Below are 15,705 nucleotides of genomic sequence, written 5' to 3'. Positions count from 1 at the left end.
GCTCGGGCCGGGGCCATGACGCCGCGAGGCCCCCGGCGAACCTTCGCCGGGGGCCGCCTTGCGTCCTGTGTCAGGCCAAATCGAAGCGGTCGAGGTTCATGACCTTCGTCCAGGCCCTGGCGAAGTCGCCGGCGAACTGCTCCTTCGCGTCGTCGCTCGCGTAGACCTCGGCCACCGCCCGAAGCTCCGAGTTGGAGCCGAAGACCAGGTCCACGCGGCTGCCGGTCCACTTGACCTCGCCGGTGACCCGGTCGCGGGCCTCGTAGAGCTTCTCGTCCTTCTCCGCCACCGACCAGGTGATGTCGGGCGAGAGCAGGTTCGCGAAGTAGTCGTTGGTCAGCGTCCCGGGCCGGTCGGTGAAGACGCCGACCTTCGAGTCCTGGAAGTTCGCGCCCAGTACGCGCAGGCCGCCGATCAGGGCCGTCATCTCCGGCGCGCTCAAGGTGAGCAGGTTCGCCCGGTCCACCAGGAGGTATTCGGCCGGGACCGGGTGGTCCTTGCCGAGGAAGTTGCGGAAGCCGTCCGCGCTGGGTTCGAGCGGCGCGAACGATTCGGCGTCGGTCTGCTCCTGGCTCGCCTCGGTGCGGCCCGGAGCGAAGGCCACCGAGATGTCGTGCCCGGCCTGCTTCGCGGCCTGCTCGACGGCCGCGGACCCGGCGAGGACGATCAGGTCGGCGAGCGAGACCCGCTTGTCGCCGTTCTGGGCCGCGTTGAACGCCCCCTGGATCTCCTCCAGCTCCCGCAGGACGGCCGCGAGCTCTTCGGGCTCGTTGACCTCCCAGTCCTTCTGCGGTTCGAGCCGGATGCGGGCGCCGTTCGCGCCGCCGCGCTTGTCGCTGCCGCGGAACGAGGAGGCCGCGGCCCACGCGGTCGAGACCAGCTGGCTCACGGTGAGATCGGAGGCGAGGATCCGCCGCTTGAGCTCGGCGGTGTCGGCCTCGTCGATCAGCTGGTGCGTCACCGGCGGGAGCGGGTCCTGCCAGGACAGCTGCTCGGACGGCACCTCGGGGCCGAGGTAGCGGACGATCGGCCCCATGTCGCGGTGGGTCAGCTTGAACCACGCGCGGGCGAAGGCGTCGGCGAGCTGGTCGGGGTGCTCCAGGAAGCGCCGCGAGATCGGCTCGTAGACGGGGTCGAGGCGCAGCGAGAGGTCGGTGGTCAGCATCGTCGGCGCGTGGCGCTTCGCCGGGTCGTGCGCGTCGGGGACGGTGTCGGCGCCCGCGCCGCCCTTCGGCTGCCACTGGTGCGCCCCGGCCGGGCTCTGGGTCAGCTCCCATTCGTAGCCGAAGAGGATCTCCAGGAAGCTGTTGTCCCACTGGGTCGGGGTGTTCGTCCAGGTGCCTTCGAGACCGCTGGTGATCGCGTCCCCGCCCGCGCCGGTGCCGTGGGCGTTGATCCAGCCCAGGCCCTGCGCTTCGAGCGGCGCGGCCTCGGGTTCGGGGCCGAGGTTCGACTCCGGTGCGGCGCCGTGGGTCTTGCCGAAGGTGTGGCCGCCGACGATGAGCGCGACGGTCTCCTCGTCGTTCATCGCCATGCGGCGGAAGGTCTCCCGGATGTCGCGGGAGGCGGCCAGCGGGTCCGGATTGCCGTTGGGGCCCTGCGGGTTGACATAGATGAGGCCCATCTGGACGGCGGCGAACGGGTCCTCCAGTTCGCGGTCGCCGTGGTAGCGCTCGTCGTCGAGCCAGCCGGTCTCCGGGCCCCAGTAGACGTCTTCGTCGCTCTCCCAGGCGTCCATCCGACCGCCGCCGAAGCCGAAGGTCGGGAAGCCCATCGACTCCAGGGCCACGTTCCCGGAGAGGACGATCAGGTCGGCCCAGGAGAGGCTGCGGCCGTACTTCTGCTTGACGGGCCACAGCAGGCGGCGGGCCTTGTCGAGGCTGACGTTGTCGGGCCAGGAGTTGAGCGGCGCGAAGCGCTGCTGGCCCGAGCCGGCGCCGCCGCGGCCGTCCGAGATGCGGTAGGTGCCGGCTGAGTGCCAGGCCATGCGGATGATGAGCGGGCCGTAGTGCCCGAAATCGGCCGGCCACCAGTCCTGGGAGGTCGTCAGGGCCGTTTCGATGTCGCGCTTCACCGCGGGGAGGTCGAGGCGTTCGAAGGCCGCGGCGTAGTCGAAGTCCTCGCCGATCGGATTGGCGACGGCCGGGTCTTTGGCGAGCAGTCGCAGGTTGAGCCGGTCCGGCCACCACTGGCGGTTGCCGCCGCCCTGGACGGGGAGCGGCGCGCGGCTGTGATTCACAGGGCAGCCCCCAGCATCGGTTGTCTCGATTTTGGCGTCTTCGTTGGCAGACATGGGAATCCTTCTGCGTCGTCGCTTCGGGGGCCCGTGATCCCGGTCGGGGTCGCCCCCACACGGTCATTCCATCACATACCCATGAACCACGGGAAAGAAGACAACTTGGGCACGCCTATCCGCGAGCGTGTTCACCGGTCGGACGGCACGGCACCGCGCCACCGGCGACGGCGCGCTGATGCAGCGGTGTCGGGGCCCGGGCTCCGTTATCGCGCCGAACTCCACAACCAGCCCAATTCGCGCAGAAGTCACTAAGGCACCTTCCGCCCCAGTGGGCGCATTTTCGGGCCCTGGGAAGTCAATTTCCGCAATGGAATGAGAATGCAATCTTCTTCCCCGTGAAAAGAAATTGCAATGACTTCTCGGAAAGGTCACGGCGCTATCACATATCGGGTCGGGTGTGGTCACGGTGGTAGCGCCGATACCTCTTCGGCCATACGGTGTAACTGGCATCACGTGAACCTCCACGCCCAGCCGAACGCCATATCTCGAACAACATAGGAGAAGCCATGTCTCGCTTTCCCAGAACGCTGCTAGCGGCAGCGACGGCGGGTACCCTCACCTTCGCGGTCGCAGCTTGCGGCAGCGATGAAGACTCAGGTGGCGGTGGCGGTGATTGCGAGGGCACCGGCATGACCGTCGGAACGATCCTGCCGCAGACCGGTTCGCTCGCCTTCCTAGGCCCGCCCGAATTCGCCGGTGTCGACCTCGCCATTGAGGAAATCAACGCGGCCGGCGGTGTGCTGGACGAATGCGTCGAAGCCATCCATGAGGACTCCGGCGACACTTCCACCGATATCGCCAGCCAATCGGCCGACTCGCTCATCGCGCAGGACGTCGACGCGGTCGTCGGCGCGGCCTCTTCCGGCGTTTCGTTCCAATTCATCGACAAACTCTATGAAGAGGGCATCGTCCAGATCTCGCCGGCGAACACTTCGCCCGATTTCACTACGTACGAGCGCGGCGACTACTACTTCCGCACCGCTCCTTCGGACGTGCTCCAGGGCCGCGTCCTCGCCGACCAGGTGATCGCGGACGGCCATGAGTCGGTCGCGATTCTGGCGTTGCAGGACTCCTACGGCACCGGGCTCGCCGACGCGGTCGAGGAGAACATCCTCGAGTTCGGCGGCGAGGTGGTCATGAAGACCATCTACGACCCGAACGCCACCGAGTTCTCCGCCGAGGTCTCCGAGCTGGCCGAGGCCGACGCCGACGCGGTCGTCCTCATCACCTTCAACGAGATCACCAACCTCGCACCCGAGCTCGTCCAGGGCAACCTGGGCCCGCAGGATCTGGGCTGGTACTTCGTCGACGGCAACCTGTCCAACTATGGCGACGAGTTCCCGGAGGGCATGCTCGAGGGCACCAAGGGCACGCTGCCGGGCGCCGACCCGTCGTCCCTGGAGGAGCGCCTCCTCGAGGTCGATCCTGAACTGGAGGACTACTCCTACGCGGCCGAGTCCTACGACGCGACCACCTTGCTCGCGCTCGCCGCGGCCGCGGGTGGCGCCTACGACTCGGAGACGATCAAGGAGAACATGATCGCCGTCAGCCGCGACGGCACCGAGTGCACGGACTACGCCTCGTGCGTCGAGCTGCTCGACGCCGGCGAGGACATCGACTACAACGGGGCCTCGGGCCCGATCGAGTTCTCGGCCGAAGGCGACGTCTCCGCCGCCACGATCGGCGTCTACGAATACGGCGCCGACAACACCTACACGAACGTCAGCTACAACGAGCAGTCCCTCGAGTAGGGGCGCTGTCTTGAGGGGCACCGCCTTGAGGAGCACTGCCTTAGGGAGACAAAGCAATCGGCCCCGGATCGAAAGATCCGGGGCCGATTCTCGTCGTACCTCCGCGCTACTGTTGCGCCAGGGGTCCCTTAGGGCGGATTTATCGTGAGATAGCGGGATGCACAGCGATTTGCCCCTTCATCCCGCCGCTCCTATCGCGTCCGGCCCAGCGTTCCCAGATACAGCTCGACCACCTTCGGGTCGTCGATCAGGCCCTCGCCCGGCCCGGTGTACGCACTGCGGCCCTGCTCCAGGACATAGCCCCGGTCGCAGATCTGGAGGCACCGCCGCGCGTTCTGCTCCACCATCACCACCGTCACCCCGGTCGAGTTGATCTGCTTGGTATTGAAGAAGACCTCGTCCTGCATCGCCGGCGACAGACCCGCGGACGGCTCGTCGAGCAGCAGCACCGAAGGCTCCATCATGAGCGCCCGGCCCATCGCCACCATCTGGCGCTCGCCGCCCGACAGCGAACCCGCCCGCTGCCCGTGCCGGTCGCCCAGCATCGGGAACAGGTCGGCCACGAAATCGAACCGCTCCCGGAACTTCTTCGGCCGCAAGAACACCCCCATTTCGAGGTTCTCGCGCACCGTCAGACCGGCGAACACGTTGTTCGTCTGCGGCACGAACCCGACCCCCAGCGGCACCAGCTCGTGCGCCTTCCGGTTCGTGATCTTCTCGCCCCGCAGCACCACCGAACCGGAGGTGATCGAGACCAGCCCGAACATCGCCTTGAGGAGCGTGGACTTGCCCGCCCCGTTCGGGCCGATGATCCCGACCAGCTCGCCCTCGTTCGCATACAGGTCGGCGCCATTGAGGATGGAAACGCCGGGCACGTACCCGGCCACCACGTTGTCGGCCCGCAGCAGCGCCGCCTCCGAGGACGCCAAGTGCTCCTCGCGGTCCCACACCTCCAGGTCCGATTCGTCCTCGACCTCGGCATCCGGATCGGTCACGAACACCGGCAGCTCGATGTCGCCGTTGTCGGTCCCGCCGTTCTCGGCCTCGGCGGCCGCGCCATTGCCGACTCCGCCGCCCTCGACCTCTTCGGTCCCGTTGCCGCCGTCCACGTTCTCATTCTCAGACATCGCACGCCCTCCTTAGTGCTGCGCCGCATCGTGGTGCGCGCCCAGATAGGCGTCGATCACCCGCGTGTCGGCCGAGATCTGCTCCGGGGTGCCCTCGGTGATGAGGCTTCCGGCCGCCATCACCGCCACCCAGTCGGCGATCTCGTGGACCATGTCCATGTCGTGCTCGACGAACAGCACCGTCATGCCCTCCTCGCGCAGCCCCTTGATGTGCTCCAGCAGCGACTGCTTCAACGCGGGGTTCACCCCGGCCATCGGCTCGTCCAACATCACCATCAATGGATCGAGCATGAGCGCCCGCGCCATCTCCAGCAGCTTGCGCTGGCCGCCCGAGAGCTCGGCGGCGTAGTCGTCCTTCTTGCTCAACAACTGGAAACGCTCCAGCAGTTCCAGGGCCTTCCGCTTGACGGCGGCCTCCTGACCCTGCCACAGCCACGGCATCAGTCCCGCCCACAGCCGCTCGCCGATCTGGTTCGGCGCGGCGATGAGCATATTGTCGAGGACCGTCATGCGGCTGAGGGCCTTCGTCAGCTGGAAGGTCCGCACCATTCCGGCCCGCGCCACCTGGTACGAGCGCAGGCGCGCCCCTGAGCGGCCGTTGAACTCCCACGCGCCGCGGCTGGGCTGGTCGAAGCCGGTGAGGAGGTTGAAGAAGGTCGTCTTCCCCGCTCCGTTGGGGCCGATGAGCGCGGTGATGGTGCCGCGCTGGACCTCCAGGCGCTCCACGTCCACGGCCACCAGGCCGCCAAAGGCGCGCCTGACGCCGGTCGCGGTGAGGATCGGATCCGGTTTGGCCACACCCGGTTCGGGCGCGACGTTCAACAGAGCCGCCACCGCCGCCCGGTGCTGTTCCCGCCCGTCGAGCACCGGTTCGGTCCCCGCCGCGGTCTGCTCGGTTTCGCTATCGGACATCGAGCATCAGCTCCCTTTTATTGCCGAGGATTCCCTGCGGCCGGTAGATGAGCAGCAGGACCATCCCGAGACCCAGCAGGAAGAACACCAGCGGTCCGATCTGGGTGGTCGAGAGCATCGCGTCGGGGATGAGGTCGGCCCGGACGGCCTGGTTCAGCGTCTGCGAGAGCAGGTTGTAGAGGAACCAGAAAATCGCCGCACCCAGCAGCGGCCCGAACAGCCGGGCCGCGCCACCGAGGATCAGGACCACGTAGAAGTAGAACGTGAGGTCGGTGGTGAAGGTGTCGGGTTGGACGTTGGCGCGGCTGAGCGCGAACACGAAGCCGGCGACCGCGCCGATGAGACCACCGATGACGAGGGCCTGCATCTTGTAGGCGAAGACGTTCTTGCCGAGGCTGCGCAGTGCCTCCTCGTCCTCCCTGATGCCCCGCAGGATGCGTCCCCAGGGGCTGTGGACGAGCAACCTGAGGATGACCAGGAAGATCGCGACCAGGATCCAGCCGACGGTCATGATCCACAGGTCGCGGTTGGAGTACTGGAAGTCGACCAGCCACAGGTCGACGGTCAGCCGCCCGTTCTCCATGGAGACGAAGCCGAGCGACCAGGTCGCGTCCTTGGGAAAGGGGCTCAACTCGAAGAACGTCTCCGAGAAGCCGCGCATGCCGTCCGAGCCGCCGGTCCATTCGGCCCAGACGGTCGAGCGGGCGAGACGTCGCACGATCTCGGCGGCGGCGATGGTGACGATGGCGAGGTAGTCGGCGCGCAGCCGCAGCGTCGGGATGCCGAGCAGGAGCGCCAGGACCATCGCGGCGCCGAGCCCGATGAGGATGCTCAACCAGAAGGGCAGGTCGAAGGCCACGACGCCGAGCGCCAGGCCGTAGGCGCCGGCGGCCGCGAACGCCGCCTGACCGAAGTTGAGCAGGCCGGTGTAACCGAACTGGAGGTTCAGTCCGATCGCGCCGAGCGCGTAGACGAGCATGGTGGGGCCGATGGCCTGAGTCAGCGCTTGGCTGAAGACGAAGTGCCAATCCATTACGTGTTCACCCCTATCCGATCCGCTCTCGGCGGCCCAGGATGCCCTGTGGCCGGGTGAGCATGATGACGATGAGCACGGCCAGCGCGCCGACGTACTTGAGTTCGGGCGAGATCACCAGGGTCGACATCTGGACGAAGACCCCGATGATGATCGAGCCGACGAAGGCGCCGAAGGCGGTGCCGAGCCCGCCGAGGACGACCGAGGCGAACACCAGCAGCAGCAGGTGCTGGCCCATGTCGAACTTGACGCCGTCGTTGATGGACAGGAACACCCCGGAGAGGGCGGCGAGCGCGCCGCCGATGGTCCACACCAGGCGGATCACCTGGTTGACGTCGATGCCGGTGGATTCGGCCAGGGACGGGTTGTCGGCCACGGCGCGGGTCGCCTTGCCGAGCCTGGTGTAGACCAGGCCCAGTCCGACGGCGATGCACACGGCGAGGGCGAACAGGCCGGTGTAGACCTCCTTGGGCGTGATGACGAGCCAGCCGAAGTCCCAGGGGTCCTGGCCGACGTACTGGGTGTAGAGGCGCCGCTCGCCGCCGACGAAGAAGAGGGTGGCGAAGCGGATGAGCATGGCCACGCCGATGGAGATGATCATCATCGTGATCAGGCCGGTGCCTTTGCGGCGCAAGGGGCCCCACAGTCCCCAGTCCTGGATCCAGCCGAACAGCGCCCCGGCGACGACGGCGCCGATGACGGCTGCCCAGACGGGGAGGCCGATGATGACGTTGACCAGCAGCGCCATGACGCCGCCGAAGGTGACGAGGTCGCCGTGGGCGAAGTTGGTGAGGCCGGTGGTGCCGAAGACCATGGAGAGGCCGACGGCGGCGAGGGCGATCATGAGCCCGAAGTGCAGGCCCGAGAAGAGGAGGCTGACGGCGCGGGTGGCGCCGCCTTCGCCTTCGAGTTCGGGGGCCGCGTCGGCTTCGGCGTCCGCGTCGGCCTCCGTGTCCGGGGTGGCTTCCTCGGCCGGTTCCTCGGTGGTGCCGGTCGGGTCCTCGGCGGGGTCTTGGGGTGTGACGCCGGGGGCGAGTTGGGTGTCCAGGGGGAACAGGACGGTTCGGTCGGAGTCGACGACCTCGACTTCGAGCTGCGGGCGGCCGTTGCGCACCAGCAGGCCGTCGGGGAGGGTGGACTCGTCGAGCGTGACGGTGTACGTGCCCTCGGCCTCGAGCGGGACCTGCCAGGTCCCGTCCTCGCCGCTGGTGGCGGTGGCGATCTCGCTGCCCGATGCGTCGGTCACGGTGATCTCGGCGCCGGCGATCGGTTCGTCCTGCTGGTTTTCGAGGGTGCCGTGGACACCGAGGTCCGCCTGCGCCTGGGCGCTGCCACTCACCCCCAATACGGCGATCAGGCCGACCAAGGCGGTCGACAACATCAGTACTGCTCGTCTCAAGGGGCCCCCTCGGAGGTTCGGGCATCGAAGTGGTCCGTGCAACGTTCGAGAAACACGGAACTGGGTGAGTGATTCGGATCTTATGGAGGCGTCGACCACTGATGCTGGCGTCGTTACTAAACCGATGCGAATGTGGCTCAGATGTTATGGGAGATGACGGGAAAATCGCTTGCGCCATCTCATCGTCGTGTTTCAGCCCGATACCTACGGTGTCACGACTTCTGAACGACCTGCCCCGCCCGTCTCGCCCGCCCCGGCCGCGCGCCCGAGGGTCGGCCGGTCGCAGGGGTGCGCCGCGACCCCGGGCCCGGCTTCGCGGGGCGTCCCGCGCCCCTAAGAACACCGGCGAGGTAACGGGTGTGAGAGGATATTGCCCGCCTGGGGTGGTAGCTCAGCTGGTTAGAGCCGTCGACTCATAATCGATTGGTCGCGGGTTCAAGTCCCGCCCACCCTACTGCCGAGGCCCTGCGACGCAGGGCCTCTTTTGCCGTCCCCGTCGGGGCGTTCGGATCAGGCGGCGGGCTTTGCGAGGTGGACGAGTTCCACGCCGGGACGGCCCGGGCCGCGGTGGGTCTCCTGGTAGCCGTTGCGTTCGTACAGGCGCAGGTTCGCCTCGCTCTTGAAGCCCGTGAAGAGCGCGCAGTGCGCCGCCGCTTCCGGCGCGCGGGCCTCGAGGGCGGTGAGGATGAGCGTGCCGATGCCCCGGCCCTGCATGTCCGGGGCGACCGCGATGCGGCCCAGGTGCCAGGTGTCGCCTTCCAGGCGGGCCCGGCCGGTCCCCACGATCCGGTTGCCGAGCACCGCCTTCAGCACGCCGCCCGCGGCGATTTCGGCGTCGAGCGCGGCGATGGTCTCGACCAGCGGCGGCAGGAGCGGGTCGCCGTAGATCTGCGCCTCGCTCACGTAGGCGGCCCGTTGCAGTGTCAAGAGCTCGCCGGCGTCCCCGGCCTCGGCCGCGGCGATAATGGGCTCGGTCATGACCGGAGCATAGGGACCTTCTCGTTGCGGGACAAGACGGTTTCCACCAGAGAGGACGGCCCCGCCGATCGGCGGGGCCGTCTCTTTGAGGTCGGTCGCGGTTTCGCCTGCCAGGTGCTGGAGGTGACCGGAGAGGGACTGCGGCTCATCATCTACGTGCCCGAACCGGCTTCGTCTACCGCCCATGCGATGTCGGCACTGCGCGAGGACCTGGACGCCGCCCGCGCCCCGTGCGCTCCCGCCTGTGCCGAGCTGTTCTCCGAACGGCTCGGCGACGCGCCGATCACGCGGTCACACAGCGTTAACTAACGCGCGACAGACATCACCTCAGGATTTCACGGAATCGACTTCCGATCGGGCCGGGTTGGTTCGTACCCTTGAACCTGCGGGCGCATGAACGGCCCCGCCTTGGAAATAGCGACCGGCCGGGCAATGAAGCTGCCGGTGACAGCCTCACAGTTCTCACCTCGCACCTTCATCTGGACCTGGAGTCGCTATGCGTCTGCCTTTGTTCGCCATGTCCATCGGCGCCTTCGCCATCGGGACGGCCGAATTCGTCGTCATGGGCATCCTCCCCACCATCGCCGCCTCCGAACGCGTGTCGCTGGAGTCCGCCGGGCACCTGGTGACCTTCTACGCCGTCGGTGTCGTCGTCGGCGCGCCGCTGCTCACTCTCGCCACCACGAAGATCCCCCGCAAGCCGCTCCTGATCGGCTTCATGGCCTTCTTCGCGGCCGCGAACCTGGCCACCGCCCTCGCCCCGAACTTCGAGGTGCTGCTGGCCTCCCGGTTCATCGCCGGGCTCCCCCACGGCGCCTATTTCGGGGTCGCCGCGGTGGTCGGTTCTAGCCTCGTCCCGTTCGAACGGCGCGCCCGCGCGGTCGCGACCGTGTTCTTCGGTCTCACGGTCGCCACCGTCGTCGGGGTCCCGTTGAGCGCCTTCGTGGTCGACCAGGTCAGCTGGCGCCTGGTGTTCGTCGCCATCGCCGTGATCGGCGTGATCACCATGCTCGCCGTCGCGGCCACCGTCCCCGACACCCGCGGCGCGATCCCGCAGTCGAACCCGGCCGCGGAGGTCCGGGCGCTCAACAGCAAGCGGGTCGTCCTCACCCTCGTCACCGGCATGGTCGGCTTCGGCGGCATGTTCGCCTGCTACACCTACCTGACGCCGCTGCTGGAGGGCGTGACCGGGTTCGGCTCCGCCGGTGTCGCGATTGCCCTGGTGGCCTTCGGCGTCGGCCTGACTGCGGGCAACGGCGCGGGCGGCCAGCTCGCCGACCGCCGCCCCGTCTCCGGTATGTACACCTGCTTCGCGGCCATCGCGGTGATCTTGCTGGTCATGTACTTCACGGTGGCGTCGCCGGTCATGGCGGTGCTGTGCGTGTTCGCGATGGCGTTCGCGTCCTCGGCGGTCAGCCCGATCCTGGCCCGGATGCTGCTCGACAGCGCCCAGGACGCGCCGTCGCTGGCCTCCTCGCTGCACCACTCGGCGTTCAACCTGGCCAACGCGAACGGCGCTTGGCTCGGCGGCCTCGTCCTCGGTGCCGGCTTCGGCCTGACCGCGCCGATGCTGATCGGCGCCGCTTTGGCGCTGGCCGGTCTGGTCCTGTCCTTCTCGTTGGCGAAGGCGGTCCGCGAGGCCCCGGTCGAGGCGCCCCGTGAATTGGTCCTAGCCCACTGATGCAGCGCACGGAAATGCCCCGGCCGCAGGCCGGGGCATTTCGGCGTTGGTCGCCGAAGGTTATGGAAGGTCGCTACTTCGCGGCGGCGGAGAGGAAGCTGCGCCAGTCGGCGGGGGAGGCGTCGAGGATCGGCGAGGCGTTCCCGAGCTTCGTGTCCCGGACCTGGACCACGTTGTCGAGCGCCCGCGCCTCGACACACTGGCCGCCCTCGTTGCCGCTGCGGGAGGACTTCTTCCACTCACTTGAGAGGAACCGCGCCTCGACACAGTTGCCGCCCTCGTTGCCGCTGCGGGAGGACTTCTTCCACTCACTTGAGAGGAACCGCGCCTCGACACAGTTGCCGCCCTCGTTGCCGCTGCGGGAGGACTTCTTCCACTCACTTGAGAGGAACCGCGCCTCGACACAGTTGCCGCCCTCGTTGCCGCTGCGGGAGGACTTCTTCCACTCACTGGTCAGCATCTGATGCTCTCCACTCTTCGTACCTGAGAACCACCGGGAGTGTGGCAGAGAAAAGCTTACGACACTGGACGACCCTCCCCTGTTTGGCCTCGTAGCGCCCTCCGAAGATGTCCTCCTGGTAGACCACCTCGGGGTCCTTCTCGTCCACGAAGGCCATGATCTCGTATGACCTTCCGCGCGAAGCATGGATCTGGCCACTGGGCACGATGAAGATCTCGACCTGGGCGAGTCGGTTCAGCTTCGTGAGGTGCGCGAGCTGTTCGTCGTAGATCTCGGTTCCCTTGAAGATCGTGAGCGCGTCTTCGGGGAGGATGACCCGCATTCGCGGCGGTCCGCCGGGCCGCTCGAACACCGCTACCTGACGCTGCATTCGGAAGCTGAGAGCGGTCCGGCGCTGCTCGTCGGTGAGGTTCGGGTTGGTCGCCAGCACCGCTGCGGCGTAGGCGAAGGTCTGGAGGATGCCGGTCACGTAGGCGGCCTCGTAGATGTCGATGGTCGCGGCCAGCAGCTCGATCTCCGTGAACTGCGCGAAGCCTTCCGGCGCCGACTCCTGCCAGTTGGACGGGTTTCCTTGGCGAATCCACTTCGCCTTGGCCTTCGCGTCGTCGACGACCGCCTGCGGCGCACCGTAATCGGCGAGCCAGCTCGCAATGATCGCGGGCTCCACGAATTGGAGCTTGCCGCTCTCGTAGCTGTTGAGGATGTCCTTCGAGGTGCCGAGGAACCAGATCGCCTCGTCTTTGCTGAGGCCCTTCAACTCTCGGTATTTGATGAGAGTCCGGGCGAGTTCGCGCTGCAAGAACTTTTCATTCGCCATCGATTCATGATGACGGGTAGGTGCGACATTACGGAAGGTCAACGCGACTACGGGATTCTCGGTAGGAAATCCCCCCGCGGGCATCCCGATCTGGTGATCCCCTGCTGAATGCCCCGGGTCAGACGACTGAACCTGACGGGCGCGGCGGTTCGATGCCCAAGCGGGAGAACAGTCCGTGCGCCTGGCCGAGGGACGAGGCGGACTCGGCGCCCCGGCCCGCGGCGGCGTAGGCGTCGGCCAGCGCCAGCAGGCTGCGGGCCTGGCGCAGCGGGTCGGGCATGGCGGCGAAGACGTCGGCGGCCTGGTGCCCGAGGCGGATCGCGCGGGCGGGGTCGCCGAGCCGTGCGTGGAGTTTGCACAGCACCCTGGCGCGCACGGCGAGGGTCTCGGAGGTCTGGTAGCGCTCGAGCCCGGCGACCGCTTCGAGGGCTTCGCGGGCGCGGTCGAGGAGGCCGGTGTCGACGTACAGCTCGGCCAGCCAGTAGGTGTAGACGAGCTGGTGGCGCCAGGAGTTGACCTCCTGGACGAGTTCGAGGCCGCGCAGGAGGGCGGCCTCGGCGCGCACGAAGTCCTCGTCGGCGCGGTGAACGGCCGACTGACGGAAGTACAGGCGCGCCCGGTAGTACTTGGAGGGGTGGTCGTGGAGCATGTCGGCGATGGTCTGGCACAGCTCTTCGGCGGCGGTGACGCGGCCGGTGTCGACATAGAGCTCGGCGAGCGACAGCAGCGGGTAGGCGGATTTGGGTCCGGTGCCGCCGCCGGCCTCGCCCGCGGCGTCGAGTTCGGCGGCGCGCAGCAGGAGCGTCTCGGATTCGGCGAAGATGCCCATGCGCCGCAGCACCGTTCCGAGCGAGGTCAGGACCTCGACCTGGACGATGCGGTTGCCGGAGCGTTCGGCGGCGCCGACGGCCTCGCGGAGGATCGAGACGGCCTCCCGGTAGCGGCCGAGCTGGGTGAGGGTGGTGGCGAGGTCGTTGCGGGCCTTGCCGGTCCGGTCGCCGTGCGGGGTCCGCGAGAGCACTTCGAGGGTCTTCTGGGCGTAGCCGAGGGAGGCGGGCAGGTCGCCGGAGGCGAAGGCGACGGCGTCGGCCAAGGCGAAGGCGCGCACGGCGTCCATGGGTTCGTCGGATCGCACTCCGGTGGCGATGCCCCGCTCGGCGACCTGGGCGAGTTCGGGCAGTTCGTAGACGGCGTCGGCGGGCACGCCCCGGTGGCCGGCGTCCTCGCGGTATCCGGCGTCGGCGAAGGCGATGAGGCGGGTGAGCAGGCGCGAGACGGTGGGGTGGCCGTTCCATTCGAGGAACGTGGCGACGATATTGCGGTACTCGTCGACCGGGAGCGGACTGGTGCCCTTGGCGTACCACTCCACGACCTGCTCGCGGAGGCGTTGGAGGGCGGCGGCGTCGAAGGCCTCCTCGGTCTTGCGGCGGGCGTATTCGCGCACCAGGTCGTGGAAGCGGTAGCGGCCGGGCCGGTACTCCTCGACGCGGTGGGAGGCCACGAGCTGGTCCAGGATGCGTTCGGCCGCAGCCGGTTCCCACTTGGTGAGGGCGACGGCCAGAGCCAGGGAGAAGTCGGTGCCGGGCAGGAACGCCAGGTTGAGGTACAGCAGCACCTCCTCCGGTTCGAGGCTCTGGAACGACAGGTCGAACGCGGCGGCGACGGTGGTGGTGGGGTCGCCCTCGACGGCGAGGTGGTCGAGCCGGTCGTGTTCGGACAGTTCGGCGGCTGCCTCGGCGAGGGTGGTGCCCTCCTGCGAGGCGAGGTTGGTGCCGACGATGCGCAGCGCCAGCGGCAGTCCCGCGCACAGCTCGGCCAGGTTGAGGGCCGCCTCCGGTTCGGCCTCCAGGCGATCGGTGCCGAGGAGGTGTTCGAGCAGTTCGACCGAGTCGGCCAGGTCGAGGGAGGCGACGGTGATCTGGAGGGCGTCGTGGAGGGCGGCCAGTTCGGGCAGCCGGGAGCGGCTGGTGACCACGGCCGCGCACCCGGCCGTGGCCGGCAGCAGCGGCTTGACCTGGGCCGCGTTCTTGGCATTGTCGAGGATGAGCAGCGTCTGCGTGTCGGCCAGGCGGGAGCGCAGCAGCGCCGCCGCCTCATCCACATCGGACGGTATGGCCTCGGTGGGGACGCCCAGCGCCCGCAGGAACCCCGCGAGCGCGTCCAGCGGCGAGAGCGGCGGGGCCCGGTCGAAGCCGCGCAGGTTCACGTACAGCTGCCCGTCGGGGAACCGTTCGCGCCAGCGGTGTGCCCAATGCAGCGCGAGGGTGGTCTTGCCCGAACCGCCGATCCCCGAAAGGACCGCCACCTGCGGGCCCGGCCCGAGCAGCGCGTCCAGGGTCGCGAGTTGCCCTGCGCGGCCGGTGAAGTGGACGCTGTCGGCCGGCAGCTGCGCGGGCGCGGGCAGGCTCGCAGGCCGCGGGGCCGCCGCCGGAGCCGCAGGCGTGGCCGACAGCGCCGGGTCGTCGCGCAGGATCGCGGTGTGCAGCTCGCGCAACCGCTGCCCCGGTTCGATGCCCAACTCGTCGTCGAGCCGGGCGTGCATGGCCCGGTAGATCTCCAGGGCCTCGGGGACGCGCCCGGTGCGGTGCAGCGCGGTCATGACCAGCTCGGCCGCCCGCTGCCGATACGGGTGGCGCTCCAGGACGCCGCGCAGATCGGCGACGACCGGTTCGCCGGTGCCCAGGTCGAGTTCGAGCTCGGCCCGGTCCTCCGCGGCGGCGGCCCGCTCCTCGTCCCAGCGCAGCGCCCCCGCCTCGATGATCCGGCCGGTCATCCCCGCCAGCGCCGGCCCCCGCCACAGGTCGAGGGCCTCGCGCAGACTCGCCAGGGCCGCTTCGGGTTCGAACGCGGCGACCTGCTCGCGCGCGATGCGCACCGCCCGCTGGAACCGCAGCGAGTCCAGCTGCTCGGGACGGAGCCGCAGCCGGTACCCGCCCTCGCCGACGGTCTCGATCTCGGCGCCGCCGGTCAGCAGGCTGCGGGCGACCGCGACGGTGTTCTGGACCTGGCGTCCGGCGGACGCGGGCGGGGCCTCGTCCCAGATCGCGTCGATCAGCCTGGACCGCGCCACCACGTGCCCGGCGTCGAGCAGCAGCACCGCCACCAGGCGCGGCAGGACCTTCCCGGGGAGGCGTACGGGCGCGTTCTCCCGGGTGAGTTGCAGGGGACCGAGGATCCCGAACTCCAAGGGCACCTCCGAAAACCGGAGAAGTAGAGAGGTTTCCTAGTGTATGGGCTCTCCTTGATCAATT

12 protein-coding genes and 1 tRNA gene are annotated in these 15,705 nt (G+C 68.6%); 4 read left to right on the top strand and 9 right to left on the bottom strand.

All coding sequences use genetic code 11. From position 1 onward, the window contains the following. Positions 1 to 70: 70 nt before the first annotated feature. Positions 71 to 2,293, bottom strand: a complete 2,223-nt coding sequence (gene katG / locus FAB82_RS00390; protein ID WP_136532552.1) for a catalase/peroxidase HPI — start codon at positions 2,291 to 2,293, stop codon at positions 71 to 73. A gap of 632 nt (positions 2,294 to 2,925) precedes the next feature. On the opposite strand from katG, the gene FAB82_RS00385 reads away from it, so the two are divergent. Then, the gene (locus FAB82_RS00385; protein ID WP_211116271.1) at positions 2,926 to 4,047 is read left to right on the top strand and encodes an ABC transporter substrate-binding protein; all 1,122 of its coding nucleotides are present in this window, start codon (positions 2,926 to 2,928) and stop codon (positions 4,045 to 4,047) included. A 191-nt stretch (positions 4,048 to 4,238) separates the two neighbouring features. Here FAB82_RS00385 and FAB82_RS00380 read toward each other — a convergent pair whose 3' ends face one another. Genes FAB82_RS00380 through FAB82_RS00365 form a run of 4 tightly spaced genes read right to left on the bottom strand, consistent with a single transcriptional unit; the run spans position 4,239 to position 8,518 of the window. Continuing rightward, positions 4,239 to 5,174, bottom strand: coding sequence for an ABC transporter ATP-binding protein (locus FAB82_RS00380; RefSeq protein WP_136532551.1), 936 nt, complete (start codon positions 5,172 to 5,174; stop codon positions 4,239 to 4,241). Between the two features lie 12 nt (positions 5,175 to 5,186). Continuing rightward, positions 5,187 to 6,086 (bottom strand): ABC transporter ATP-binding protein, encoded by a 900-nt coding sequence (locus FAB82_RS00375; protein WP_136532550.1) that lies wholly within the window; start codon positions 6,084 to 6,086, stop codon positions 5,187 to 5,189. Further along, complete coding sequence (locus FAB82_RS00370; protein ID WP_136532549.1) at positions 6,076 to 7,119, bottom strand: branched-chain amino acid ABC transporter permease; 1,044 nt, start codon at positions 7,117 to 7,119, stop codon at positions 6,076 to 6,078. The genes FAB82_RS00375 and FAB82_RS00370 overlap by 11 nt, the downstream gene beginning before the upstream one ends. Positions 7,120 to 7,132: 13 nt before the next feature. Next, positions 7,133 to 8,518 carry a branched-chain amino acid ABC transporter permease gene (locus tag FAB82_RS00365; protein ID WP_211116270.1) on the bottom strand — a complete coding sequence of 462 codons (1,386 nt, stop codon included), beginning with the start codon at positions 8,516 to 8,518 and terminating at the stop codon, positions 7,133 to 7,135. A 380-nt stretch (positions 8,519 to 8,898) separates the two neighbouring features. Between FAB82_RS00365 and FAB82_RS00360 the strand changes: the two genes are divergently transcribed. After that, positions 8,899 to 8,972, top strand: a tRNA-Ile gene (locus tag FAB82_RS00360). A gap of 56 nt (positions 8,973 to 9,028) precedes the next feature. On the opposite strand, the gene FAB82_RS00355 is transcribed toward FAB82_RS00360, so the two are convergent. Beyond that, complete coding sequence (locus tag FAB82_RS00355; protein WP_136532548.1) at positions 9,029 to 9,496, bottom strand: GNAT family N-acetyltransferase; 468 nt, start codon at positions 9,494 to 9,496, stop codon at positions 9,029 to 9,031. Between the two features lie 24 nt (positions 9,497 to 9,520). On the opposite strand from FAB82_RS00355, the gene FAB82_RS00350 reads away from it, so the two are divergent. Next, positions 9,521 to 9,805, top strand: a complete 285-nt coding sequence (locus FAB82_RS00350) for a hypothetical protein (protein ID WP_136532547.1) — start codon at positions 9,521 to 9,523, stop codon at positions 9,803 to 9,805. A gap of 187 nt (positions 9,806 to 9,992) precedes the next feature. Then, positions 9,993 to 11,177, top strand: a complete 1,185-nt coding sequence (locus FAB82_RS00345; RefSeq protein ID WP_211116269.1) for an MFS transporter — start codon at positions 9,993 to 9,995, stop codon at positions 11,175 to 11,177. A gap of 73 nt (positions 11,178 to 11,250) precedes the next feature. Here the strand turns inward: FAB82_RS00345 and FAB82_RS00340 are convergent, their stop codons facing one another. From FAB82_RS00340 to FAB82_RS00330, 3 genes are all read right to left on the bottom strand, one after another. Continuing rightward, positions 11,251 to 11,637 carry a DUF397 domain-containing protein gene (locus tag FAB82_RS00340; protein WP_136532546.1) on the bottom strand — a complete coding sequence of 129 codons (387 nt, stop codon included), beginning with the start codon at positions 11,635 to 11,637 and terminating at the stop codon, positions 11,251 to 11,253. After that, positions 11,624 to 12,454: a helix-turn-helix domain-containing protein gene (locus FAB82_RS00335; protein WP_136532545.1), complete on the bottom strand. Its 831-nt coding sequence runs from the start codon at positions 12,452 to 12,454 to the stop codon at positions 11,624 to 11,626. The genes FAB82_RS00340 and FAB82_RS00335 overlap by 14 nt, the downstream gene beginning before the upstream one ends. A gap of 118 nt (positions 12,455 to 12,572) precedes the next feature. Continuing rightward, entirely contained in the window at positions 12,573 to 15,641 is a 3,069-nt protein-coding gene (locus FAB82_RS00330; RefSeq protein ID WP_168801353.1) for an AfsR/SARP family transcriptional regulator, read from the bottom strand. Between the last annotated feature and the right edge of the window lie 64 nt (positions 15,642 to 15,705).

The sequence above is a fragment of the Glycomyces buryatensis genome (assembly GCF_004912275.1).
Classification (GTDB): domain Bacteria; phylum Actinomycetota; class Actinomycetes; order Mycobacteriales; family Micromonosporaceae; genus Glycomyces; species Glycomyces buryatensis.
The sequence above is the reverse complement of the archived record's forward strand: the minus strand, read 5'-3'. Positions and strand labels throughout refer to the sequence as shown.

Coding starts and splice junctions, on each gene's coding strand:
- katG (WP_136532552.1), bottom strand. CDS start 2,293: ATGTCTGCCAACGAAGACGCCAAAATCGAGACAACCGATGCTGGGGGC.
- FAB82_RS00385 (WP_211116271.1), top strand. CDS start 2,926: ATGACCGTCGGAACGATCCTGCCGCAGACCGGTTCGCTCGCCTTCCTA.
- FAB82_RS00380 (WP_136532551.1), bottom strand. CDS start 5,174: ATGTCTGAGAATGAGAACGTGGACGGCGGCAACGGGACCGAAGAGGTC.
- FAB82_RS00375 (WP_136532550.1), bottom strand. CDS start 6,086: ATGTCCGATAGCGAAACCGAGCAGACCGCGGCGGGGACCGAACCGGTG.
- FAB82_RS00370 (WP_136532549.1), bottom strand. CDS start 7,119: ATGGATTGGCACTTCGTCTTCAGCCAAGCGCTGACTCAGGCCATCGGC.
- FAB82_RS00355 (WP_136532548.1), bottom strand. CDS start 9,496: ATGACCGAGCCCATTATCGCCGCGGCCGAGGCCGGGGACGCCGGCGAG.
- FAB82_RS00345 (WP_211116269.1), top strand. CDS start 9,993: ATGCGTCTGCCTTTGTTCGCCATGTCCATCGGCGCCTTCGCCATCGGG.
- FAB82_RS00340 (WP_136532546.1), bottom strand. CDS start 11,637: ATGCTGACCAGTGAGTGGAAGAAGTCCTCCCGCAGCGGCAACGAGGGC.
- FAB82_RS00335 (WP_136532545.1), bottom strand. CDS start 12,454: ATGGCGAATGAAAAGTTCTTGCAGCGCGAACTCGCCCGGACTCTCATC.